Below are 22,589 nucleotides of genomic sequence, written 5' to 3'. Positions count from 1 at the left end.
CCCTTCAGCCGCGATTGCCATTAACACTTAACACTATTTAGAACGAAAATATAACGAAAAAATTCGCTCAATATTCGCCTCTTTGTCTATTTCTTCTCCAGTCTCTAAAAAATTCACAAACTGATTCGCAAAAAAAGGCGCAAGGCTAACGCCTTTGGTTCCCAGCCCATTGAAAATCCCCAACGACGCGTATTCTGGGTGGATTCCAACAAACGGCCGTCGATCTTTAGTAGAAGGCCGAATCCCTGCATGTTGTTCGAGAATTTGATACTTTTTTTTTAGGTAAGGTTTTATTTTGTCTTCCAAATAGGCTCTTCCGTCTTCTGTAGCCTCCCAGTCTAAATCATGCCAACTATAAGTAGCTCCCAACCTACATTTTCCTTTTCCATCAAGTGGCAGAATAAAAGTCCCTTGATTAATGATTTCTTGGAGTGTATAGTCTTCAACAATCGCAATGAGACTTTGGCCTTTCACGGGATTGAACGGAAGCCAATTAAAAAATGGATTCTGACGGGCTTCGTAACCTTCACAAAATAGTATTTTTTTTATTTTTAAATCATTATACGCTACACCATCTCCCTGAATCTCAATTTTTTGATAGTCTACTCTATCGTGTATATATTGTTTATTTTCAATAAAATAGTGCTCAATTTTTTGAAGCATCTGCACGCAATCTACCCATCCAGCCTGCGTAATTTGAAGTCCCCCATAAGGATTTTCGACAAAAGGCGAAAATTTGGCATCATCGGCGCGTTCAACCACATACTTCGAAAGGTTTGGATCAGCGGTTTGGGCCAAGTAAGAATTTTGTTCTTCGATAGAGCGATACGGACGATACACATCGCAGTTGTGGAGAAAATCTCCACCGAGCTGCGCTTGCATGTCGGAGTAAAATTTGTGGGCAAACGGAAAAAGCTCATCGGCTTTCCAAGTCCGATATAATTTTTTCCCAGTCAAGGGATTAAATATCCCCCCCGAAACTTTGGAAGCTGACGGCAGCGTGGGGTCATTCATGATTAGCACCCGGTACCCGCGCTGAGATAAAGTCCAAGCCAGAATCGACCCTGCGATGCCTTGACCTACAATCAAATAATCGGCGTTCATAGGTTGGTGCGACGTTGTCTTATCGAACTGCTGATTTTTTCGTCGGCCAAGTTGGTAAGCAATTCTATTTGTTCATCCAAGGTCATAAAAGAGGTATCGACCAAAGTGGCATCATCTGCCTGCCGCAAAGGGCTGTCAGCTCTGGTAGTGTCAATCAAGTCTCGTTTGTGAATATTTTTCAGAATATCTTCCAAATCGAGCATTTCTCCTTTCTCCAACAATTCTATTTGGCGGCGTTGTGCCCTGATTTGCGGGTCGGCGGTCATAAACACTTTAAGCTCCGCCTCAGGAAACACCACGGTTCCGATGTCGCGTCCGTCCATAACCACGCCTTTGGCTTTACCCATTCGCTGTTGTTGGGCCACCATCGCCCGCCGTACTTCCGACACCGCACTTACTTCACTGACCCAATTGGCAATGTACAGTTTCCGAATTTCATCTTCCACGTTCAATCCGTTGAGATAGGTTTCGTTGCGTCCTGTTTCAGGATTTCTCCTGAAGTCTATTTTAATCCCCTCAAGCGCTTTGGAGATTTCTCTGGGGTTGGTGAGTGTGATATGATGCGTATGGAAATAAAGCGTAACGGCCCGATACATGGCACCAGTATCAATGTATGCATACCCCAAATGGGCCGCGACACCTTTAGCGGTGGTGCTTTTTCCGCAACTTGAATAGCCATCTACCGCAATAATGATTTTGGACATACGTAGTGAAGTAGGTTAGGCGGCAAAGATAGAGATGAAGCGTCGACAATTATAAAAAAAAGGTATTTTCTCAGTTTAATTAGTGATTAAAATTATTTTAAACGTTTGTATTTCTGGGGCTTCGTCTCTACATTTACTAAAGGAGAAATCGTTTTTTGCTCCTTAGCTTACCGAATAATAAATTAGCGTATTCCAACTTTTTTCTAAGTACTTTTTGTAGTTTCTTTGAACCGTTTTTCCAACTATTAATCAAAAGTTCATTATGAAAAAATTCTTTTCAATCACATTGTTGGCCTTTGCGGCAATGATTTGTTTCCACTCAACTTCCATTGCTCAGTTCTCTAAAGGCGATAAAAGAGTTGCCATTGGGGTCGGCCTTTTCTCATTGGGAGCCAACGCAACTGTTGAGTATGGAATTATGGATGATTTAGGAGTAGGTTTATATGCCAGCTATGAAAGACCTAGCCTTGGTTACATTGGTGTCAACTATTCTTATTCTGACATTCAAATTGGGCCACGTGCCACGTACCACCTTAATCGTATCTTAAATCTAGATAATGACGATTTCGATTTGTACGTATCTGGGGGTATTTTACTTCGTAGCTACGGTTATCCTGACTCCTATTGGAATGCCTATGGTCTGGGTTCAAGAACTCGTTATACCACAGCAACTTTACTCGCTAGAGTTGGAGGTACGTATAATTTCTCTGAAAAAATGGCCCTCTTTGCTGACCTTGGCTCAGGCGGTTCATGGGTTCAGGCGGGAGTTTCTTTTAAATTCTAAAAATTCTCCGTATTCTTATTTGTACGTTGTGCGCCAAAAGTCTATTTTTGGCTTGTATTTAAACAAAAACCCAAAGTAAGTTTATGAAAAAACTATTTGCACTTGTTTTCAGCTTTGCCGTACTTCTCGTAGGTAAAAGCTATGCTACCAACACTGCTGAATATTTTGTTGATGCACAAGCCATTGAGCAAACCCTTAATGCTGGTGAGCAACTTGATTTAGCAAATACCGCCGAAGCTACCTCTGCGCTTGAAAGCCTTATGGGCACAGGACAGGCTGGCGATGCTACTAAGGTAATGGCCGGCGACAAAAAGCCCGTTGTAGCTTTTATCCTTTCTTGGGTTGTGGGTTGGTTAGGTATTCACCGTGCTTACTTAGGTACTGCGGGCGGCGTTATCGTTGGTTATATCCTGACCTGCGGTGGTTTAGGAATTGTAAACTTGATTGACTGGATTGTTTTATTGATGGAAGTAATCGAAGAAAAGAAATTCGATTCGTACGTCAACAACAAGAAATTCTTCATGTGGACCAACTAATTCGTCCAATAGAAACAAAAAAGGGAAGTAGCAACTACTTCCCTTTTTTGTTTTCTGACTCAATCAACACCATTCGTATTTGTTGATTATTCTTCGCTTTTCGTTTTCGGTTGGTTTCTTCAGCCATTAATTCTGCTCGACGGGCTCCTCCAAAATAAAACGCCTGAAACATACCCGCTCCCGTAAAAAAACCAATCAGGTAATAACGATGCCAAACATGATATACGCCAAAACCTAAAGCCAATGTTTGTAAGCCAACCGAAACAAGCCCTTCCGTCGGAAAGCCCGCATACATCTGCCCAACGCCAGGCATTATAAACGAAAGCAATTGCGCTTTTTCGGGGCTTTTGGGCTTTTTTCGAAGAAAACTATACAACTCTTCTGTATCTATTTTTAATTGATTACGAGCGGCGTATTTCCTAAATAATTCCTTTGATTCGACCCAACGGTCAAGCTCATTCAGGGCAAGAATCTCCAATACATCCAAACCTAAAAACAACGTAGAATCGCGTATATAGAACCGAGTTTGCAATATTTGTCCGTGTGCTTCGCCATAATGTTGGCTCAAATAACCCGCCAATGCTACCTCATATCTGAGTTTATAGTGCAGGGTATCATTCGGCTCATTGAGATTAAAACGCTGAGCCGTTTGCCAAGCCTCCTCAAAACGTTTCAGGTATTTTTGGCACTGAATTTTTTTGTATAATAATTCATTTGCCGTCACTCTATAAGCATCAGCATTCATTGAGTCAATTCGTTGACTTTGATCAAACAATGCCTTTTCATAATACACCGAGGCCAAATCAAACTGACCTGCTATGCTAAGACTGTCGGCCGTCAATGAAACTTGCGCTACTACTCCTCTACTGATTAAAAACAGTACGCAAAGGAATCTGCATATTAAACAAAATCTGTCCATCCATTTTATCATTAAATTCCTGTTGGTGAATATTAACCGTAAGTACACTCCCCCAAATATTACCCACGTAGAAAAACGTAAATAGTCCACTGTACAGCAAAAAACGCGGGCTTTTCCAACCATCTTTTCGATAAGCCTCCCGCGCCTGGAACCCCAAGGCCACATTTTGAATAAAGGTAATTACCCCCTGCCCCAACTTCCCTGCATACATTTTGCCCGTTCCCGGCACAATCGCCGACATAAGTCCCGCTACCACTGGCGACTTGCGCTTATGTTTTTTGAGCATATCAAAGCTCTGTTTTAGCATTTCTTCTTCCTGACTGAAGGCAAAGTACTTGCCGCTAAATTGAGATTGGTAGGATGAAAACCGCAATGTATCGCGTTTTAATAGGCTCACTCCCGCTAACTGTAGATTTCTTAACGCCATTTGTAGCGAATCGACCACTTGCAACGCCGTAAATATAGTGTCTGCTTTTTCGTAACTTTTTGAAAAAGTATGGCCAAAACCTTCTAAAAATCGCGATTTGATATAATATGGATGTTGAACTGGCACACGTTCAAAATAATGAATGGCGGAGTCTATCTGTTGTTGATTATAAAAAGCAAGGGCGCGAAAATACGGGAGTGACTGGTGTTTCCCTGTCCATTGAAGTACGTCATTGTAGTACTTCTTCTCCAATAAATATTCTACAAAAAGTGAATCTGAAGATGATTTATGCTGTGCATTTAAGGGAAGCCAAGTCAATAAACTTATCAAATTACAAAACCCAAACAATAGATTAAACCTATTCCTTTTATGCATCATTTACTGGTTTTGATGTTTTGACGATACATCGAAGGCAGATCTATTACTCTCCCCGTTTGAGGCGAAATACGAATCAATTCAATGCTGGTTGCTGCCACTCGATTGCAACGCGAAATGCGGTCGGCACTTAAAGCAATGCCCTTAAAAATACCAAATTCTTGAATTGCGGCCCGGCTAAAGCGGGAGCAAGAAAGTTCATAAAGACACTCCGCTGAAATCTGCGGAGATATTACTTTTTGATACCCCGTCAGGGCTCCATTAAGCATCCAATACACGGGATTAAATCGCAAAAATGCCTTTTGTTTTGCCTTCTTAGCTTGGCCGAATTTGACCGTTGGGGCAGAACCAGATTCGGCCAATAAATCCAAATCAGACACTTGTGCCATGCATTGCATTGACAGGGCTATTAAGAGCAAAATAACCCATTTCCCAGCTATGAGAGTTTTCATTTGATTACCTTAGCATTAGACGGAATGGCAAATTCCAACAAATTGGACTGTACCTGCTCGTTTATTTTCAATGCACCGTAAGCGGTTTTGGTCACGATAGAGTCTTTGGCCGTTACATAGTCAATTTGCGTAATTGTCTGCGGAAAATCAATCGTTCCCAACTTTGTATAATCGTAGTAAAACACCTTCTTAATCGTTCGATCTGAAGGGTCAACGTATTTCATAAAAATGGGATTTTGACCTTTATGCACCAACTCCACCCGCTTAATATTTTTAGCTAAAGGAGTAGGCGATTTCCAAGTCGTTATCATCACTCCATTCTCAAACTTCGTACTTCCCAAGCTAAATCCCATGCTTGACAGGCCCAAATCTGCTTTACGATTGTGAAGGAAAAAGAAGAATTGGGTTGTTTCGGTGCTGTAAGTCGCATTTTGTTGCTGCAATACGGTATTTTTTGTCGGGTCATACACCCTTAATTCACCGTTGGCATTATTAAATAAATACAACTCGGCTGGTTTTGGAAACAACGTCACCATTCTACCAGAAGTAGCATAACAGAGTTCTGCCCGCGTATTGGTGGTTTTTCCTTTGTGTGACGTGCGCATAATCATAGAAGCACTTACCTTACGAACATCTTGTGCATACCCAACACCAACAAATACAACCGCTAAAAACAATGACCTAAAAAAAGAAATTCTAGCAACATTCATTTTTATTCGAATCAAAAAATATTGGCAAATTACAGCCTTTCATGCACATACAAAAACCTAAACGTCAGACTTACTGATTAATGTACGTTAGAATTGGATAAATCATCCGAATTTAACTAAGATGTCAAAATCGTTAGGGCATGAAACAGAAAATGGGGAGATTTACATCACCCCATTTTCTGTTCTAAAGGCCTTTTTATGCGGATAATTGCGCTTTTACAATACGGTCTTTGCCGTACATATCCTGAATCACTTCTACCTTTTTAAAGCCTTTTTCAAGAAACAATTGCTTTACTACCTCGCCAAAAAGCTCATTTATTTCAAGATAACACGTGCCATCCGTTTTTAAATGCTTGGTGCAGAAATCAGCAATCGCCCGATAAAACAAGAGTGGGTCTTCATCTTCTACAAACAATGCCAAATGCGGCTCAAAGCGCAGCACATTTGGCTGCATACTTGTCTGTTCAGCATAGGTGATATAGGGCGGATTGCTCACAACCACGTCAAACTGCCCATCAAACGAAGTATCTTTTAGTATATCGTATTTTTCAAATGTAACTTCCGATAAAAGTCGATGGGCATTTTCACGCGCCACGGTCAACGCTTCGTCAGACACGTCCCAACCCCATACTTTAGCAAATGACATGAATCTATCCAACGCAATAGCAATACAACCACTGCCGGTGCCAATATCAACGATTTTAACGGGGTTTTCTTCCCAAAAACAGTCTTTTACAATCAACCGAACCAATTCTTCCGTCTCGGGGCGCGGAATCAACACTGAAGGAGAAACCTTAAATTCAAGACCACAGAAAAAAGTGGCTCCAATAATGTGCTGTATCGGTTCACTTTGGTTCAGTCGTTCAATGATTTTATCCCAGTTCGGTTGTGACTCATCAGCCGAAATGGGCTTGTCTACCATCACATCGACGCTTCGCAAGCGCAAATAATGCTCCAAAAGCATAAACGCCATCGCTTTAGTCTCTTTTGAAGAATAGGCAGTGACATTTTGGACGATATAATCAAAAAGTGATTTGGCTGAAGTAAACATTGAACAAAAATTAGATTTGGGCATTGGATTTGGGAAAGATGCCCTAAATCCGTAAAAAACAATGCATAAACAAGAAAGCTTTTTAGCCGTTTATTACACTGCGCAACCGCTGCTGAAGCGCCACGCGCTCTGCCAAGGCTTTCTTGCTGCTACGATACCACAAATAGGCAATCACGCCCACTGTAAGGTATGGAAACACAAATAAATAAGCAATCCCTGCGTTGATACCGTTTCCGATTACATTTCGGCCCGTGCTCATATTGGTTTCAACTGCTCCTTTGCACATCGCACACTGTGCCATTGCACTTTCAGAGAAAACAAGCGCCAACAAAACAATCACTACCAAGCTTATTACCTTTTTCATACTAATCTTTAATTATAGTAAGGACTAATCATTAAATATACAATCACTCCTGTAATACTTACGTATAGCCAAATTGGGAACGCCCATTTCACCGCTTTTTTGTGAAGGTCAATCTGATTGCTCAACGCAAAATAAATGGCTCTCAACACAAACCAAACAACACCAATTGACAATGTTATGTGCGTTATTAAGAGAAAATAATAAATGGGTCTTATCAGCCCCTCTCCCCCAAATGGGGTAGACTCGTTAGACAAATGGTACAATACATAACTGACCAAAAACAAAGCGCCTAAGCTGAAAGAAATAGTCATCATTCGGCGGTGCGCTGCAATGTTTTTTTTCTTAATAAAGTAATACCCCGCCAATAATGTAAGCGAAGTTAGGGTATTAATGAGGCCATTAACGTGCGGTAAGACCTTACTCCATTCTCCAAGCTCCACTTTAGGGATTCGGGGATTGAGCAAAATAGCCACAACCAGCGGAATAGCGACCGCAACAATGTTTATTACTTTATTAAATTTTTTGTCTTTGGGTAATGCAAGTGTTGCCATTTTCGGGTTAATCTTTGCCTTTATTGTAAATATCAATCAGGATTTTCAATTCTGCCAACAAACGGTCTACGTCTTCGGGGTCAGTACCGTCATAAATACCTCTGGTATATCCTTCTTTGTCTATCAGTATAAACTGTTCGTTGTAGAGAATGTTTTCTGCAGACTTGGCTTTTATTAACGGCTTAACTTTGTAAATCTCCGTAGCGGCTTTTTCAACATTTTCACCTTTTAAGGACTCTACTTTTACGTTATCTGAGGCTAATTTTTCAACCCTCGAAAACTGTTGAATTAGCTGATTGGAGGGGTTTTTACCAAAAAACGCCACAACTTTGATATTCTTTTCTACGGCTGTCGGAACTTGGTAAAAAACCGTATCCTGACCGTTCATTACGACCTTTCCAGTTGAGTCAACCAACGGTAGAAGGTAGGGCAATCTAAAGTGGTTCTCGGCAAAACCGTGTAAAAATAAAACGATTAAAGCCGGCAACACCAACACTAGGGTTAGCAAGCCGGCTTTCAGGTATCTTTTCATAGTATAAAATACTCTTTTACTCAGAATTGAGTGGGTAAGATACCATTCAACTCACTTAAAAAATTAACGTAAGTCAAAAATGGAGCCTCCCTCACGCATTAGGGCAATCAACAACCAAACAACAAAAATACAAGGGATTAGGATTGCCCAAATGAGTGATTTTACTTCATGCTTTAAGTGCATAAATTCACCCACGATATAAAAAGCCTTCACAATGGTCATTCCGACGAAAATTGCCGTTTTGAGTGGCCCTGCTTCAAGCGTAAAAGCGATTAAAAACTCTACTGCAGTAAGGATTAAAAGAATCCAAAAAGTACGCCAAATTGCTTTTCTTTGCTCTGCACCGGCGTTTTCATCAACATCGTGTTCGTGTACGTGTGCCATATCTTTTAAATTTTAAGTTAAATGTTAGGAAGGGGGGCATTAAAACTAAGGATGCATTTAATGCTTTGTATTTAACAATAATAAATTATACAAGGTAAAAGAATGTAAATACAAATACCCATACCAAATCCACAAAGTGCCAGTACAAACCTACTTTCTCAACCATTTCATAATGGCCTCTGCGCTCATACGTACCCGTAGCAGTACGGTAGAAAACCAAGAAATTTAATACAACACCCGAAAATACGTGGGTTCCGTGGAAACCTGTGATGAAGAAAAAGAAGTCAGCAAACGCTGGGGGACCGTATTGATTTTCAGTGAGATTTGCCCCAAAAATAGTTTTGGAAACCCACGAACCGTCGACAAGTTCTTTAACAACAGTTCCCCCTTCTGTTCCATGGATAAAGTGCGTCCATTCCCATGCTTGGCAACCCAGAAAAGTAGCTCCTCCCAACAATGTCCAAAGCATGTATTTTTCAACGGTCGCTCTATCATTACGATGGCCTGCTTCTACCGCCAATACCATTGTTACCGAACTAAAAATCAAGATAAAGGTCATTATACCCACAAACACAAGTGGTGCATGTAAACCATGCAAAAAGGGTAGTGCATCAAAAACCTTTTCTGGAATCGGCCAATAGGTGGGCGAGGAAACAAAATCAACAACTTTACCTGCATAGGCAGGGTAACTATAGCGAACCAAACCATAAGAAACCAGCAAAGCCGAGAAAGTAAATGTGTCCGAAACTAAAAAGAACCACATCATCAACTTCCCGTAGCTGGCTTTCATGGGTTCAACTCCCCCCAGCCATACATTTTTAACATTCGGTTGTGCAGTAGCAGCCATCGTTATTCTATTAAATATTGCAAGTTTTAATTAAGACTCTTTTTCTAACGAAAATACAAAAGGAAAACAAATAAATAAATCCACAGAATGTCAAGAAAATGCCAATATGTGGTACAAATTTCAATTCTACGCAGGTTTTTAGCGTGCACTTTCAGTCTCATTGCTGAAATAAACGTAACACAAAGCACCATAAGACCAGTGATTAAGTGAATACCGTGTAACAAAGTAAACACGTAAAAGAACGAGCCTGATGGATTACCTACAAAGTATACGTTTTGCGCGACCAAATCTTTCCAGCCCAGAAACTGCATCACCAAGAATGCCATTCCGAGCACAAAAGTAATAGAAATTGCTATTTTGAGTGTATTGAAATTATCTTTTTTTGCAGCTACGTACGCCCAGTGCATTGCCACACTACTTACAACAAGCACTACGGTACTGTACCAAAAGATTTGCGGAATTTGAAACTCTACCCAGTTTCCTTCTGCTCGTCGAACCAAGTACGCACTGGTTTGGGAAGCAAACAACATGATAATGGTAACAATAAACCCCCAAAGTATAAACTTCTTAGGGTCCATTGCCAACGTTTCAGGAGCTTCCTCAATTCTTATTTTTTCTACCTCAGCCATGTTCTGAATTAAATTTTATCCAATAGATACGCTATTTGTACTATTGGCAAATAAATAAATGAGCCAAACATTAATTGTAACGCTGTCTTATCAGAGCATTTACGCATTAAATGGAATGTTTGAGCCAAGAATAAAACACCAAACAACATTGCCACCAAAGCAGAATTGATTCCTGTCATTCCCAATTCATAAGGTAACCATCCTACTGGCAATAAAAACAATGTATAAATCATTATTTGAATCGCCGTACTTAAATCTTTGCCACCTTTTGACGGCAATAAACGAAAACCTGCTTTTTTGTAATCTTCATCCAGAACCCAAGCAATTGCCCAAAAGTGGGGAAACTGCCAAATAAATTGAATGGCAAAAAGGATACCCGGCTCAAGTCCAAATTGATTGGTTGCTGCCACCCAGCCAATCATGGGCGGGAAAGCACCTGGTATTGCCCCCACAAATACAGCAATCGGGCCTACTTTCTTTAAGGGTGTGTAAACAAAACCATAGAGAATCGTTGACAATACCGCCAACGCGCAGGCACGCAAATTGAATTCAACAAAGAAGACAATCGTCGATACCACAAATAAGGCAATTGCCAACCAAACGGCCTCTTGTACACTCACACGCCCACTCGGAAGCGGACGGTTCTGCGTACGTTTCATCAATTTATCTAAATCTATCTCAATAACCTGATTGATGATATTGGCTGCCCCCGTGATACAAAACGCAGCAAACAAAAAAATGGTTAGCGGTAACCATTCCACTTTATCGATACCTAAGCTGTATCCAAAAGCCCCCGAAAAAGCAACCAGCCACGCCAACCGCAACTTCATAAGTTCCAGATATGCACGTAACTTTAAAAAGAGTATGTCTAAGGTTATTGACATTTCAAACGTTTATGTTTTCGGCTTTTAAAGCCGTTTTTTGAGTAAACACACTTTCAGCATTAATTAGTAGCCACACCACAAACTGCATTCCAACGGCAATCGTTGCCAAGGTTAGGTGGATTGGCTGTGCAACAGCGGGTACACTCAAATAAGCCAAAATAATCCCTGTTACAATCTCAACAATAATTGTTGCCAGAAGGGCATTGGACAACTTAGAAACAATCCCTTTAGTCTGTGTATGCTTTGATAATAAATAAACCAAACCAACGTGGAGGACCAAAATAATAATAGAATAAGACCTATGAATGTAAAATGAAATCCCTAAGTTTTCTACCCACTTATTACGTCCTTCATTACCAAGATTCACAATTACGTCGTCCATTGCTTCCCTCACTTGCGTACCAATCAACACCTGAAGCAACGACAGGCCTATCGTCCACTTCAACCATTTATCAATCAGTGGCTTATTTCCTACCTTTTCTACTTTCACCTTCCCTACATACGACCTAGCCATAACATACAACAGTACAAATACTATGACAATTGCCAAAAGCATGTGCAATGTGACGATGAACGGCGATAGTTCGGCTGATACTACTTTAGAACCTAACCAGCCCTGAAAACCTGTCAGCAAGAACGCTGTCAAGCTCATGTAAAAAATAGGGCGGTCTTTTTTTAAGAAGGGAATAGATGCGAGCAGTGTTCCAAAAACTAGGACTCCCGTAAAAGCCCCAAACAAACGATTAAGATACTCAATCCAAGTTTTCGTAGGGTTGAATTCTACTTCACCTTTGAGTTTAGCACCGTAAATCTCTTGGTAATTTGGAGGAAGTTGGGATACCTCTGTAGGAGGAACCCAACTTCCAAAACATTTTGGCCAATCGGGACACCCCATCCCAGAGCCTGTACTTCTAACAATTCCGCCGATAAGTATTAATAAATATACAACGACAACTGTTAGAAGTGCCAGCCTTCGAAATAGGCGATTGCTATTATTTTGATCAATGAGCCTGGAATTGGTCATTGTAATTTTGAGCCTCAATTTCTTTTTCCTGCGCTATGTAGGCATTCTCATGCGGGAAATTGGATTCCGGTGTTTGAGAATGAGGTACATTTTGCGGAATAAAATCAACGTCTGAACCTGGTTTGCTATAATCATAAGGCCAACGATACACGGCAGGAATTTCACCAACCCAGTTGCCGTGGCCTACATTCACAGGCGTAGTCCATTCAAGGGTTGTTGACTTCCATGGATTCATCGGAGCCACTTTACCCTTAAACATGCTGTAGAAGAAATTCCAAAGGAATACAAACTGCGCAAAGAATGTAAAGATGGCAGCGATACTCACAAACATGTTAAGGTCGGTAAAAGACTTACCAAAGTCAAAGCTGGTAAATTGGTAGTAGCGACGTGGGAAGCCCGCAATACCAATGTAGTGCATTGGGAAGAATACCAAGTATACCCCCGCAAACGTCAACCAGAAGTGAAGTTGCCCCAATGTGCTGTTCATCATACGGCCAAACATCTTTGGATACCAGTGATAAATCCCTGCAAAGAACCCGAATGCCGAGGCAGCTCCCATTACAATGTGGAAGTGAGCCACTACAAAATAAGTATCGTGCAATTGAATATCCAACGCAGAGTTACCCAAGATAATCCCAGTTAATCCACCCGATACAAACAACGACACCAAGCCAATAGAGAATAGCATTGCTGGCGTAAAAACAATATTGCCGCGCCATAGCGTCGTGATGTAGTTAAACGCTTTTACCGCCGAAGGAACGGCAATGATAAGCGTCAGGAACATAAAGATTGAACCTAAGAATGGGTTCATTCCTGTCACAAACATGTGGTGAGCCCACACGATAAAGGCAAGAAATGCAATGGCCATCAAAGAAGCAATCATGGCACGATAACCGAAAATTGGCTTACGTGAATTTGTAGCAATAATTTCTGAAGTAATCCCCAAGGCAGGAAGCAATACGATATAAACTTCTGGGTGACCTAAGAACCAAAACAAGTGTTGGAACAAGATCGGGCTACCTCCAACGTTTGGCAAAGCTTCTCCGTTGATATAGATTTCTGAAAGATAGAAACTTGTACCAAAATGGCGGTCAAAAATTAAGAGCAAAGCTGCTGACAACAATACTGGGAATGAGATAATCCCCAAAATCGCTGTAATCATAAACGCCCAAATCGTCAACGGAAGACGCGTGAACGTCATACCACGGGTACGGAGGTTAATGATGGTTGTTACGTAGTTTAAGCTACCCAAAAGAGATGACATAATGAAGATTGCCATACTGAGCAACCACAGCGTCATTCCCATTTCAGAACCCATGTGTGCTTGCGGTAATGCACTCAAAGGAGGGTATACAACCCATCCACCTGCTGCAGGCCCTGTTTCCAAAAAGATAGATACAAACATTAATACGCTTGATGCAAAAAAGAACCAAAACGATAACATGTTTAAGAAACCAGACGCCATGTCGCGCGCACCTACCTGCAACGGAATCAAGAAGTTACTGAATGTACCACTCAAGCCCGCTGTTAGTACAAAAAATACCATGATAGTACCGTGCATTGTCACCAAAGCAAGGTAAAAGTTAGGATCTAATGCACCAGTCTCGGTTATCCATTTCCCAAGGAAGGGTTTCATCCAGCTAATATCTGCTCCGGGGAAACCCAATTGAATACGAAAAACAACCGACATCGCCGCTCCGATAATCGCCCAAAAAATACCCGTAATCATGTATTGTTTGGCAATTACCTTATGGTCTTCTGAGAAGATATACTTGCGCCAGAAGTTTAATTCTTCATGATGTTCATGCTCATCATGGGCGTGAACATCGTGTTCCAAATTGGCCTCTACTACTGACATTTTTATGAGAGTTTAAAGTTGTAAATTTTCAATTAACGCAAAGAAGACGTTGCCGCCGCGGCCGAACCTGTAGCTGCAGTAGTACTGTCAACTTCTTCCACATAAGGAGCGTAATCCATTGCTTTTGCACGTAATTTCTCAGGTATTTTAGAGATGAACTTTGGATCGTTTTCTAAAATAGTCGACAAAACAGGTTTCTGTTGTTGTTTCCAAGCATCTACCGATGCTTTATCTTCAACAATCAGACGTAAACGCATAGCAAAGTGACCACGTCCGCACACTTCCGTACAAGCAATCTCATAGTCAAAATTAGGATTGCCTAGTTCTGCACGCATTTGCTCGGTAGACTTATCAGGAGTAAACCAGAATTTAGTCGGCATCCCTGGAACCGCATCCATTTTAACCCGCATGTGAGGGATAAACACGCTGTGCAAAACATCACGGGCGCGAATTTTCAAAGACACTGGTTTCCCTACTTCGACGTGCATCTCACTGACGTTGATAAAATCATCAAACGAAGCTTCGTCTGAATAATCTATCCCACTTGGATTATTGTTGTTGTCATCAATAAGTTTAAAATTATAATTCCCAAGTTTATTATCCTGAATACCTGGATAGCGAACAATCCAACCAAACTGTTTTCCCATTATTTCAATTACTTGGGCATCAGCTGGAGCATCCGACATAATTTGGGTCCATGAACGGAATCCCAAGAATACCAATACCGCCATAATTACGGCCGGAATAGCGGTCCAAATCAACTCAAGCTTGTGATTTTCAGGATAAAAAGTAGCCTTATATCCTTTCTTGTATTGGTATTTCCACGCAAAGAAGAAAAGCAGGAAATTGACAATAAAGAACGCAATGGTCAATAATGACATGTCCAACCAAAACTGGCTGTCAGTCTCACGACCATGTGGTGAGGACGCTTCCGGTAAAAAGTAGTTTCGGGCCGACAAGTAAGACCATACCGCACCTACTGTTCCTGCAATTAGGAAAATTATCCACAAAGCTCCGTTTATTTTGTTATTTGGGGCGGGAGCATCTTCCTCAGTGTTTGATTGAACACTGCCCATTACTTTTTGCAATTTGGCTGCGATGGCAATTGCTACCCCAAGCAGCACAAGCAATAATAAACCAACTAAATATACCATTGTATTAAGATAGGTTGTAATTTAAATTCGTTACGCAATATCGTGGTGCAAAGACTCTTCCAACATTGGGTGATTGCGAGGAATCAAATTTGCTTTTGTCAGTTGGCTCGATACCGACCAGATAAAGGCACAGGCAAACAACAGAACAAAACCAAACTCAACCGCACCAAAACCACCATTTGCTCCAACTGTACCTGGCATGATGTTGGTGTAGAAGTCAAAGTAGTGACCTACCAAAATCGACCAGCAAGCTAGTTTCAAAATGACCGATGTACGCTTCGAGTCTCTTGTCATTAAAACTAGGAAAGGTGCCACAAAGTTTAACAAAATATTGATAAAAAATGGAGCTTTATAGATGCCGCCATAACCGCTAAAGCGCTCACGATAATAAATTGCTTCTTCGGGTAAGTTTGCGTAGTAAATCAATAAGAATTGAGCAAACCAAACATACGTCCAAAAGATACTGAATGCAAAACAGAATTTACCCAAGTCATGAAGATGGCTTTCGTTTACTGCTTTCAAATATCCTTTCTCCTTCAATGTAACGATAGTCAAGGTCATAGTAGCTAAACCTGCTACGTGCCAGCTTGCCAATGTATACCATCCAAACATAGTGGAAAACCAGTGAGTATCAATCGACATCACAAAGTCCCACGCCGAAGTTGAAGAAGTTACGGCAAATACGACCAAGAATGCCGTACCGTATTTGATTGATTTTTCGTAACCGTCAAGTCCACCGATTTCATCCTCACGAAGAGATAGATTACGTACGATACGCCACAATACGTACCATAGGCCAAAATAAAGCAGCAAGCGAATAATATAAAAAGGCTTATTCAAAAAACCTTGCTTACCTGCAATGATGGCATCATAATTTGCACTGGCGGGATCCATGATTCCTTCGTGCATCCAGTGATAAATTTTATCGCCAAAAAACACGGCCAAAACAATCATAATAACAGCAGGGATTGGCAAAAAAGCTGGCATTGACTCTGGAATTCTTTTGAAAACAGCAGACCAACCCGCCTGAGCTAAGTAATTATAGGAAATGAAAAACATTCCAATAATTGAGATACCTGCAAAATAAACACTGTTAAGCCATAGATTGGCAATGATACGTTGCGTCCAATGGTAGCCATGAGCTCCGTGGTCATGCTCTGCCCCATGTCCAGCAGCCGCGTGAGCATCATGCCCTCCTCCCTGTGACAACAGGTATGAACCTAGCAGAACAAGTGCAATACCTACACCCATTCCAATAAGGAGATTACGTTTCGACTCGGCGGTAAACTCAAATTGCTCTTCTACCGAAACAACTTCGTGATGATGTGCGCCCATTATAAAATTGTTATTCGTTATCGGTTTTATTTGTTATTATTAATTGTTAACTGCTAACGTTTATCTTAATTCAGAATAACAATTAACAACTAACGTATTGGAACTACCCCTTTTGTAATTTATGAACATAGTGAACTATTTTCCATCGCTCTTCAGGGGTAACTTGAGAGCCGTGTGGCCACATACGGCCTTTGCCGTGTGTAATCACGTGGAAGATATGGCCATCATTCATATTGAGATAAGCGTCTGCTTTATAATTAGGAACGCCTTTATACATATCTGCTACGGGGCCCGCTCCGTCGCCTGCTTCACCATGGCAATGCTGGCAATAACGCACGTACAACTCTTTACCCTGAGCGAGTGTTTTTTCATTGTTTGGGACGGGGTTTTTCAAAACAGCCTCAGCAGTAGCTAAATCATCTTTCCCTATGTTATAAACCATTAAATCAACGCTTGCGCTGTCAAATTTTGTTTGGTAATTACGACGGGAAACGGTCCCAGCAACTGGCTCGCGCATGTTTTTGCCATCCGCATTGATTGGATTCTTTTCGATTTGAGTATAAGGCTCATACCCAACCGAATTGTACATGTTAGGTGCAAATTCCCAACCCGTATCATCATGACTACGCTGACAAGAAGTCATGGTTGCTGCGGTAAAAAAAGCCCCTACTATTAGTGTATGAATTCTTTTCATTTGTGTATCAATACATTACAACTGTTTAACACTCACTTCTTCAGCTCCCGAAGCTTTGATCAGGTTTTCGATCTCGGTTTCCGAAAGTTTATTTTTGCTCAGGTCGATTGCCATTATAAACTTGTTGTCAGTACAACGTGGGTCAAACAAAAGCGGTTTTACGGTTGGTCCCAGGCCATTGGAAATGAAAAAAGTAAAAGTCATCCCGAAAGCAGTAAACAATACAGTCAACTCAAACATTGCTGGTACATAGTTGGGGTAAGAAAGTGGATCTTTTCCCCCGATGACCATCGGCCAATCGATACCCATTGTCCAAGTTGTAAGTGTTAGGGCGCAAAGAAAACCTACTACCCCGAAACAAAACGCGGCAATACCAATTCGAGAGCGTGGATGGCCGATTGCCGTATCCATTCCGTGTATTGCAAACGGAGAGTAAACTTCATAGATTTTTACGCCTGCGCTTTTAATTTTATTCACTGCGGCAAGGGCAATATCCTCATCGTCGTATACCCCTACTAAAAATTTTTTATTTATTTCAGCCATTATTTTATCAGTTAGATTCAGGATACTGGTTTTGGCTATTTCTTATGAAAGCAGAATAGCCTGTATCATTACTATTCTGCGTCTTTTTTATAAGCAGGTGAAGCCAAACGTTCCGCTTTCGATACACCCGAAACTTTCAATGGCAATTTTTCAGAAGTCGACTTAATAACTCCTTTTACTTCCGCCATGTTAATAACTGGCAAGTATTTAGAGAATAAGAAGAAACAAGTGAAGAAAAAGCCAAAAGAGAAGATGTAATCACCAATGTCAAACATCGTTGGTGAAAACATTGCCCAGCTTGAAGGAACATAATCACGGTGTAGTGAGGTCACAATAATTACGAAACGCTCAAACCACATACCAATATTTACGATAACTGATATGAAAAACGTCCATTTAACACTGCGACGAATTTTACGGCTCCAAAAGAGCTGAGGAGAAATTACGTTGCAGGTCATCATTGCCCAGTAAGCCCACCAGTAAGGTCCCGCCATACGGTTGTAGAAGGCATAGCTTTCATATTCAACTCCTGAATACCAAGCAATGAAAAACTCAGTCAAGTAAGCTACACCTACGATAGAACCCGTCAACGTAATGATTTTATTCATTGACTCGATGTGCTCAAACGTGATGTAATCTTCCAATTTATACACCACACGTGTCACAAGCATCAGGTTTTGTACCATAGCGAAACCTGAGAAGATGGCACCCGCCACAAAGTACGGAGGAAAGATAGTTGTGTGCCAGCCCGGAATAACCGAGGTTGCAAAGTCCATGGATACAATGGTGTGAACCGAAAGTACCAAAGGAGTTGACAAACCAGCCAAAATCAAGCTGATGTATTCATAACGTGACCACGTGCGCGCCGAACCGTTCCAACCCAAAGAAAGAACTCCGTAGATATATTTTGAAACCTTGTTTTGGGCCCGGTCACGGATGGTAGCCAAGTCAGGAACCAAACCTACGTACCAGAACAAACAGGAAACAGAGAAATATGTCGAGATGGCAAATACGTCCCAAACGAGTGGTGAGTTAAAGTTAACCCACAGAGAACCAAAGGTGTTAGGAAGTGGCAACGCCCAATAAGCCAACCAAGGACGCCCCATGTGCATAAGGATAAATGAGGCGGCACAAAGAACGGCGAAGATAGTCATCGCTTCTGCAGCACGGTTGATTGAGGTTCTCCATTTTTGACGGAATAATAACAAAATGGCGGAAATCAATGTACCCGCGTGACCAATTCCAACCCACCATACGAAGTTGGTAATGTCCCACGCCCAGCCGACCGTTTTGTTTAGGCCCCAAACGCCCAAACCTTCCCACCAGGTCCAGAATAAGCAAACTGTACCGTATGCTAAAACCGCCAATGAAATTACAAAAGCGACTTTCCACTCTTTGGTTGGCTTGCCTTCCACCTGCTTGCAGATATCCTCTGTCACATCGGCGTAGGTCTTACCGCCGGTTACGAGAGGGGTTCTTACGGGTGAAGTAACGTGCATATTTTTGAAAGTTAATTGTTAATTGTTATCTAATAATCTTTATGTAGAGGTTAATTGTTTTGGATTTCTACCCTAACAATTAACCCTCTTATCCTAGTGGCCTCCGTGTTCGGCGTGTGCTTCCTTAGCTGCTGCTTTTGTAGCATCGACGTCCTTATTACGGATTTTAGTTAAGTAAGAAATCTGCGGTTTCACGTTGATTTCTTCTAACATTTGGAAAGCACGTCCTTCTTTTTCCTCAGCCAACAATTTCGAAAGTTTGCTCGCAGGATCATTCATGTCCCCAAAAACAATGGCTTCTGTTGGACAAGACTGCGCACAAGCAGTAACAATCTCACCATCAACGGGGCGACGACGCTCTTTCTTGGCATTTAACTTACCTTCTTGAATTCGCTGTACGCACATTGAGCATTTTTCAATAACTCCACGTGAACGAACGGTTACGTCAGGGTTAATGACCATTTTGCCAAGGTCGTTGTTGTAATGGAAATCGAAGTTATCGTTATCAAAGTACTTAAACCAGTTGAAACGACGAACTTTATATGGACAGTTGTTTGCGCAATAACGAGTTCCTACGCAACGGTTATAAGCCATTTGGTTGAGGCCTTCTGTGCTGTGGGTTGTGGCCAATACTGGACAAACCGTTTCACAAGGTGCATTACCACAATGCTGACACATCAAAGGTTGGAATACAACTTCAGGATTATCGGAAGCGATTTCCAAAGCTTTCGAGCCGCTCAAGCTCTTGTCCATTACATCCGCATCTGATGAATAATAACGGTCAATACGAATCCAGTGCATTTCGCGACGGTTAATTACCTCTTGGCGTCCTACAACAGAAACGTTGTTTTCAGCTTGGCAACTAATTACGCAAGCACCGCAACCCGTACAAGAGTTGAGGTCAATAGCCATTCCCCAGGAGTGGTTAGGCTTTTGATATCCGTCCCAAAGTGTGATTTCGGTTGGCGACTTTATACCTTCTGAAGTAGATACGTGTGGGAAATAACGGCCCGCTTTCGAATCTTTTTGGTATTCTGCCAAACGTGCTTCCTGCATTACCGCCCTACGGCCCATTACAGTTTCGTGAGTCTGGGTTTGAGCAATCTTGTGTGAATCGCCAGTTTTGGTCAGCGTTGCTTCACCTACGCTAAAATTAGCAAAACCTGCTTTGTTTTGGATGAAAGGATACATATTTACCCCTACTCCATTACCTGACTTACCTGCTTTTTCACGACCGTACCCAATGGCAATAGAAACAGTCCCGTTGGCCTGGCCTGGTTGAATTAATACTGGCAATTCAACAGATTTACCTTTTACTTCTATCTTAACAACATCATCTTGTGACAGGCCAAGTTCTTTTGCCGTTTTTTGAGAAACACTAGCGTAGTTATCCCAACATGCTTTTGTTACTGGCTCAGGGAATTCTTGCAACCATGGGTTGTTGGCCAAGGCCCCTGTTCCCATCCCTACTTTTTCGTACAGAACTACTTCAAGTCCAGTTGCAGAAGCTTTGTATGAAGCAGTAACAGCTGCGATAGCAGCATCCAATCCAGCAACTGCTCCTACACTAGCGGCGGCAGCAGCGGCACCTTTTTCTACAACACCGTCATGCAAAGCCTTGGTCCAAGTACCTTCAAAATTCTCTCCACCAAGGATATTGGCTTTCCAGTAATTACGAAGATATGTGTAAAAATCAGGATTTGCACCTGACCATTTCAACAGACTTGACTGCGCTTGGCGTGTTTTATAAATGAGTGAAATAGCAGGTTGTTGTAAACTATAAAAGCCTGCTTTAGGCTCGGCATCACCCCACGACTCTAAATAGTGAGGAGCTGGCGTAATGTATTTGCAAAGAGATGAAGATTCATCAGCACGGTCAGCAAAAGAGACGGATAGTTCTACTTTTGAAAGTGCATCTTTCAATTCAGCTCCGCGAGGATGGTCATATACTGGATTGCAACCATAAAGAATAACAGCGCCGATTGAGCCCGCCTTTACGTTATCAATCAAGCCATTCATGGCTACATCATTTCCCTGGCGGTAATAAACGGGGGTTCCTAAGTCTATGCTTGTGCCATAAGCACCTAAAGCACTGTTGATAGCATTTACGACTACCTGTACGTTAGGATCATTTGAGCCCGAAACAACCAAAGCAGCTCCCTGAGCGGCTTTCAAATCGGCAACGGCTTTATCAAGAACTTTATCTACATCAGCTCCTAAAGAGGTTCCGCCTTTTCCGCTTAATTTATTGTAAAGCGCCAATGCAACCAAGCCTTCCTGTGAGGGTTTCACGGCAGCACGATAATCAGCATTAGCACCCGTCAACGACATGGTGGTTTCGAACTGATAGTGACGTGACATATCTTTTTTGCCACCTTTACCACTATTCAATTTACGTCCTGCTACGTATTGAACAGAATATTCATGAGGTGCAATCCAACTTCCTAAGAAGTCGCAGCTAAGCCCTACGATTACTTTTGCTTTGCTGAAATCGTATGAAGGAACGATTGCTTTACCAAACGAATCGCCATTGGCTTTTACCAAACCAGCTACTGAATTAGCATCATAAGTAATGTGCTGGGTAGTAGGGTATTTTGCAGTAAAATCAGCAATGACAGCTTTGGTAGAAGGGCTTAAAATAGTAGAAGAAACGATGCGAATTTGACCGCCTTTTGCGGCTATTGAAGCCAACTGAGCCGATATTTCTTTATCTACCGTGTCCCAGTCTGCGTCTGCTTCTCCTTTTTTAGGGCCTTTTAATTTTTCGGCATCGTATAAAGCCAACAAAGAAGCGTGTGCACGAGCACTTACGCCTCCCTTACTTACGCTAGATTGTTTGTTACCTTCAATTTTGATGGGACGGCCTTCACGCGTTTTAACTAACACACTCGCATAATCTCCACCTTCAGCATACGTGGAAGCGTACCAATCAGCGATTGATGGGAACGTATCGGTTGGCTTGTTAAGGTAAGGGATTGATTTTTTGACGGGAGCGTCACAAGCCGCTAATGATACTGCAGCGAGGCCAAACCCTAATACTTTCAGAAAATCACGACGATCTGAACCGATTCCGTCTACGATGCTTTTGTACTGGGTAGAATCATTAGCCTCAAAGCTACCAAATTCGTTATGGGCATTTTTTACAAAAGTCTCGTCATTCCGAAGTTCTTCCAGACCTTTCCAATACCTCTTCGTTTGGTTTTCCATATATATTAATGAATAAGAAACG

The 22,589-nt window shown here is 41.7% G+C and carries 24 protein-coding genes; 2 read left to right on the top strand and 22 right to left on the bottom strand.

Going from position 1 to position 22,589, the window contains the following annotated elements; translation table 11 throughout:
• Positions 1 to 33 precede the first annotated feature (33 nt).
• Positions 34 to 1,104: an FAD-binding oxidoreductase gene (locus GVN20_RS04995; RefSeq protein WP_166557244.1), complete on the bottom strand. Its 1,071-nt coding sequence runs from the start codon at positions 1,102 to 1,104 to the stop codon at positions 34 to 36.
• The gene (gene cmk / locus GVN20_RS04990) at positions 1,101 to 1,808 is read right to left on the bottom strand and encodes a (d)CMP kinase (protein WP_166557243.1); all 708 of its coding nucleotides are present in this window, start codon (positions 1,806 to 1,808) and stop codon (positions 1,101 to 1,103) included. Before cmk ends, GVN20_RS04995 begins: the two co-directional genes overlap by 4 nt.
• Before the next feature lie 262 nt (positions 1,809 to 2,070).
• Between cmk and GVN20_RS04985 the strand changes: the two genes are divergently transcribed.
• Positions 2,071 to 2,592: a hypothetical protein gene (locus GVN20_RS04985; protein ID WP_166557242.1), complete on the top strand. Its 522-nt coding sequence runs from the start codon at positions 2,071 to 2,073 to the stop codon at positions 2,590 to 2,592.
• 83 nt (positions 2,593 to 2,675) lie between these two features.
• Entirely contained in the window at positions 2,676 to 3,128 is a 453-nt protein-coding gene (locus GVN20_RS04980; RefSeq protein ID WP_114066971.1) for a TM2 domain-containing protein, read from the top strand.
• Positions 3,129 to 3,162: 34 nt separating this feature from the next.
• Here GVN20_RS04980 and GVN20_RS04975 read toward each other — a convergent pair whose 3' ends face one another.
• From GVN20_RS04975 to GVN20_RS04880, 20 genes are all read right to left on the bottom strand, one after another.
• Positions 3,163 to 4,047 carry a hypothetical protein gene (locus tag GVN20_RS04975; RefSeq protein ID WP_206023196.1) on the bottom strand — a complete coding sequence of 295 codons (885 nt, stop codon included), beginning with the start codon at positions 4,045 to 4,047 and terminating at the stop codon, positions 3,163 to 3,165.
• Positions 3,992 to 4,792, bottom strand: coding sequence for a hypothetical protein (locus GVN20_RS04970; protein WP_166557240.1), 801 nt, complete (start codon positions 4,790 to 4,792; stop codon positions 3,992 to 3,994). Before GVN20_RS04970 ends, GVN20_RS04975 begins: the two co-directional genes overlap by 56 nt.
• A gap of 56 nt (positions 4,793 to 4,848) precedes the next feature.
• The gene (gene yidD / locus GVN20_RS04965; RefSeq protein ID WP_166557239.1) at positions 4,849 to 5,301 is read right to left on the bottom strand and encodes a membrane protein insertion efficiency factor YidD; all 453 of its coding nucleotides are present in this window, start codon (positions 5,299 to 5,301) and stop codon (positions 4,849 to 4,851) included.
• A complete protein-coding gene (locus GVN20_RS04960) occupies positions 5,298 to 6,011 on the bottom strand; it encodes a hypothetical protein (RefSeq protein ID WP_166557238.1) in 714 nt (237 codons plus the stop codon). The genes yidD and GVN20_RS04960 overlap by 4 nt, the downstream gene beginning before the upstream one ends.
• Positions 6,012 to 6,207: 196 nt before the next feature.
• Complete coding sequence (gene prmC, locus GVN20_RS04955; protein ID WP_166557237.1) at positions 6,208 to 7,062, bottom strand: peptide chain release factor N(5)-glutamine methyltransferase; 855 nt, start codon at positions 7,060 to 7,062, stop codon at positions 6,208 to 6,210.
• A gap of 82 nt (positions 7,063 to 7,144) precedes the next feature.
• Positions 7,145 to 7,426: a hypothetical protein gene (locus GVN20_RS04950; RefSeq protein WP_114463003.1), complete on the bottom strand. Its 282-nt coding sequence runs from the start codon at positions 7,424 to 7,426 to the stop codon at positions 7,145 to 7,147.
• Between the two features lie 8 nt (positions 7,427 to 7,434).
• The gene (locus GVN20_RS04945; RefSeq protein ID WP_166557236.1) at positions 7,435 to 7,977 is read right to left on the bottom strand and encodes a DUF420 domain-containing protein; all 543 of its coding nucleotides are present in this window, start codon (positions 7,975 to 7,977) and stop codon (positions 7,435 to 7,437) included.
• 7 nt (positions 7,978 to 7,984) lie between these two features.
• Positions 7,985 to 8,509 (bottom strand): hypothetical protein, encoded by a 525-nt coding sequence (locus GVN20_RS04940; protein WP_166557235.1) that lies wholly within the window; start codon positions 8,507 to 8,509, stop codon positions 7,985 to 7,987.
• Positions 8,510 to 8,572: 63 nt separating this feature from the next.
• Positions 8,573 to 8,893, bottom strand: a complete 321-nt coding sequence (locus GVN20_RS04935) for a cytochrome C oxidase subunit IV family protein (RefSeq protein WP_166557234.1) — start codon at positions 8,891 to 8,893, stop codon at positions 8,573 to 8,575.
• An 85-nt stretch (positions 8,894 to 8,978) separates the two neighbouring features.
• Positions 8,979 to 9,740 carry a cytochrome c oxidase subunit 3 gene (locus GVN20_RS04930; protein ID WP_166557233.1) on the bottom strand — a complete coding sequence of 254 codons (762 nt, stop codon included), beginning with the start codon at positions 9,738 to 9,740 and terminating at the stop codon, positions 8,979 to 8,981.
• Between the two features lie 44 nt (positions 9,741 to 9,784).
• The gene (locus GVN20_RS04925) at positions 9,785 to 10,369 is read right to left on the bottom strand and encodes a cytochrome c oxidase subunit 3 (RefSeq protein WP_166557232.1); all 585 of its coding nucleotides are present in this window, start codon (positions 10,367 to 10,369) and stop codon (positions 9,785 to 9,787) included.
• Between the two features lie 8 nt (positions 10,370 to 10,377).
• Positions 10,378 to 11,253 (bottom strand): heme o synthase, encoded by an 876-nt coding sequence (cyoE, locus tag GVN20_RS04920; RefSeq protein ID WP_166557231.1) that lies wholly within the window; start codon positions 11,251 to 11,253, stop codon positions 10,378 to 10,380.
• A gap of 1 nt (position 11,254) precedes the next feature.
• A complete protein-coding gene (locus GVN20_RS04915; protein WP_166557230.1) occupies positions 11,255 to 12,277 on the bottom strand; it encodes a heme A synthase in 1,023 nt (340 codons plus the stop codon).
• Positions 12,255 to 14,135, bottom strand: a complete 1,881-nt coding sequence (locus GVN20_RS04910; RefSeq protein ID WP_166557229.1) for a cbb3-type cytochrome c oxidase subunit I — start codon at positions 14,133 to 14,135, stop codon at positions 12,255 to 12,257. Before GVN20_RS04910 ends, GVN20_RS04915 begins: the two co-directional genes overlap by 23 nt.
• A gap of 32 nt (positions 14,136 to 14,167) precedes the next feature.
• Positions 14,168 to 15,289 carry a cytochrome c oxidase subunit II gene (locus GVN20_RS04905; protein WP_166557228.1) on the bottom strand — a complete coding sequence of 374 codons (1,122 nt, stop codon included), beginning with the start codon at positions 15,287 to 15,289 and terminating at the stop codon, positions 14,168 to 14,170.
• Between the two features lie 30 nt (positions 15,290 to 15,319).
• On the bottom strand, positions 15,320 to 16,624 hold the full coding sequence (locus tag GVN20_RS04900; RefSeq protein ID WP_166557227.1) for a quinol:cytochrome C oxidoreductase: 1,305 nt from the start codon (positions 16,622 to 16,624) through the stop codon (positions 15,320 to 15,322).
• Between the two features lie 103 nt (positions 16,625 to 16,727).
• Entirely contained in the window at positions 16,728 to 17,318 is a 591-nt protein-coding gene (locus tag GVN20_RS04895) for a cytochrome c (protein WP_166557226.1), read from the bottom strand.
• A 15-nt stretch (positions 17,319 to 17,333) separates the two neighbouring features.
• A complete protein-coding gene (locus tag GVN20_RS04890) occupies positions 17,334 to 17,861 on the bottom strand; it encodes a DUF3341 domain-containing protein (RefSeq protein ID WP_166557225.1) in 528 nt (175 codons plus the stop codon).
• 71 nt (positions 17,862 to 17,932) lie between these two features.
• Positions 17,933 to 19,360, bottom strand: a complete 1,428-nt coding sequence (gene nrfD, locus GVN20_RS04885) for an NrfD/PsrC family molybdoenzyme membrane anchor subunit (protein WP_114066990.1) — start codon at positions 19,358 to 19,360, stop codon at positions 17,933 to 17,935.
• 93 nt (positions 19,361 to 19,453) lie between these two features.
• The gene (locus GVN20_RS04880) at positions 19,454 to 22,567 is read right to left on the bottom strand and encodes a TAT-variant-translocated molybdopterin oxidoreductase (RefSeq protein ID WP_166557224.1); all 3,114 of its coding nucleotides are present in this window, start codon (positions 22,565 to 22,567) and stop codon (positions 19,454 to 19,456) included.
• Positions 22,568 to 22,589: the final 22 nt, after the last annotated feature.

Origin of the sequence: Runella sp. CRIBMP (genome assembly GCF_009905605.1) — a bacterium.
Lineage (GTDB): Bacteria > Bacteroidota > Bacteroidia > Cytophagales > Spirosomataceae > Runella.
Note: the sequence above shows the minus strand (reverse complement) of the source record. Positions and strands in the feature narration are given on the sequence as shown.

Coding starts and splice junctions, on each gene's coding strand:
- GVN20_RS04995 (WP_166557244.1), bottom strand. CDS start 1,104: ATGAACGCCGATTATTTGATTGTAGGTCAAGGCATCGCAGGGTCGATT.
- cmk (WP_166557243.1), bottom strand. CDS start 1,808: ATGTCCAAAATCATTATTGCGGTAGATGGCTATTCAAGTTGCGGAAAA.
- GVN20_RS04985 (WP_166557242.1), top strand. CDS start 2,071: ATGAAAAAATTCTTTTCAATCACATTGTTGGCCTTTGCGGCAATGATT.
- GVN20_RS04980 (WP_114066971.1), top strand. CDS start 2,676: ATGAAAAAACTATTTGCACTTGTTTTCAGCTTTGCCGTACTTCTCGTA.
- GVN20_RS04975 (WP_206023196.1), bottom strand. CDS start 4,047: ATGGACAGATTTTGTTTAATATGCAGATTCCTTTGCGTACTGTTTTTA.
- yidD (WP_166557239.1), bottom strand. CDS start 5,301: ATGAAAACTCTCATAGCTGGGAAATGGGTTATTTTGCTCTTAATAGCC.
- GVN20_RS04960 (WP_166557238.1), bottom strand. CDS start 6,011: ATGAATGTTGCTAGAATTTCTTTTTTTAGGTCATTGTTTTTAGCGGTT.
- prmC (WP_166557237.1), bottom strand. CDS start 7,062: ATGTTTACTTCAGCCAAATCACTTTTTGATTATATCGTCCAAAATGTC.
- GVN20_RS04950 (WP_114463003.1), bottom strand. CDS start 7,426: ATGAAAAAGGTAATAAGCTTGGTAGTGATTGTTTTGTTGGCGCTTGTT.
- GVN20_RS04945 (WP_166557236.1), bottom strand. CDS start 7,977: ATGGCAACACTTGCATTACCCAAAGACAAAAAATTTAATAAAGTAATA.
- GVN20_RS04940 (WP_166557235.1), bottom strand. CDS start 8,509: ATGAAAAGATACCTGAAAGCCGGCTTGCTAACCCTAGTGTTGGTGTTG.
- GVN20_RS04935 (WP_166557234.1), bottom strand. CDS start 8,893: ATGGCACACGTACACGAACACGATGTTGATGAAAACGCCGGTGCAGAG.
- GVN20_RS04930 (WP_166557233.1), bottom strand. CDS start 9,740: ATGGCTGCTACTGCACAACCGAATGTTAAAAATGTATGGCTGGGGGGA.
- GVN20_RS04925 (WP_166557232.1), bottom strand. CDS start 10,369: ATGGCTGAGGTAGAAAAAATAAGAATTGAGGAAGCTCCTGAAACGTTG.
- cyoE (WP_166557231.1), bottom strand. CDS start 11,253: ATGTCAATAACCTTAGACATACTCTTTTTAAAGTTACGTGCATATCTG.
- GVN20_RS04915 (WP_166557230.1), bottom strand. CDS start 12,277: ATGACCAATTCCAGGCTCATTGATCAAAATAATAGCAATCGCCTATTT.
- GVN20_RS04910 (WP_166557229.1), bottom strand. CDS start 14,135: ATGTCAGTAGTAGAGGCCAATTTGGAACACGATGTTCACGCCCATGAT.
- GVN20_RS04905 (WP_166557228.1), bottom strand. CDS start 15,289: ATGGTATATTTAGTTGGTTTATTATTGCTTGTGCTGCTTGGGGTAGCA.
- GVN20_RS04900 (WP_166557227.1), bottom strand. CDS start 16,624: ATGGGCGCACATCATCACGAAGTTGTTTCGGTAGAAGAGCAATTTGAG.
- GVN20_RS04895 (WP_166557226.1), bottom strand. CDS start 17,318: ATGAAAAGAATTCATACACTAATAGTAGGGGCTTTTTTTACCGCAGCA.
- GVN20_RS04890 (WP_166557225.1), bottom strand. CDS start 17,861: ATGGCTGAAATAAATAAAAAATTTTTAGTAGGGGTATACGACGATGAG.
- nrfD (WP_114066990.1), bottom strand. CDS start 19,360: ATGCACGTTACTTCACCCGTAAGAACCCCTCTCGTAACCGGCGGTAAG.
- GVN20_RS04880 (WP_166557224.1), bottom strand. CDS start 22,567: ATGGAAAACCAAACGAAGAGGTATTGGAAAGGTCTGGAAGAACTTCGG.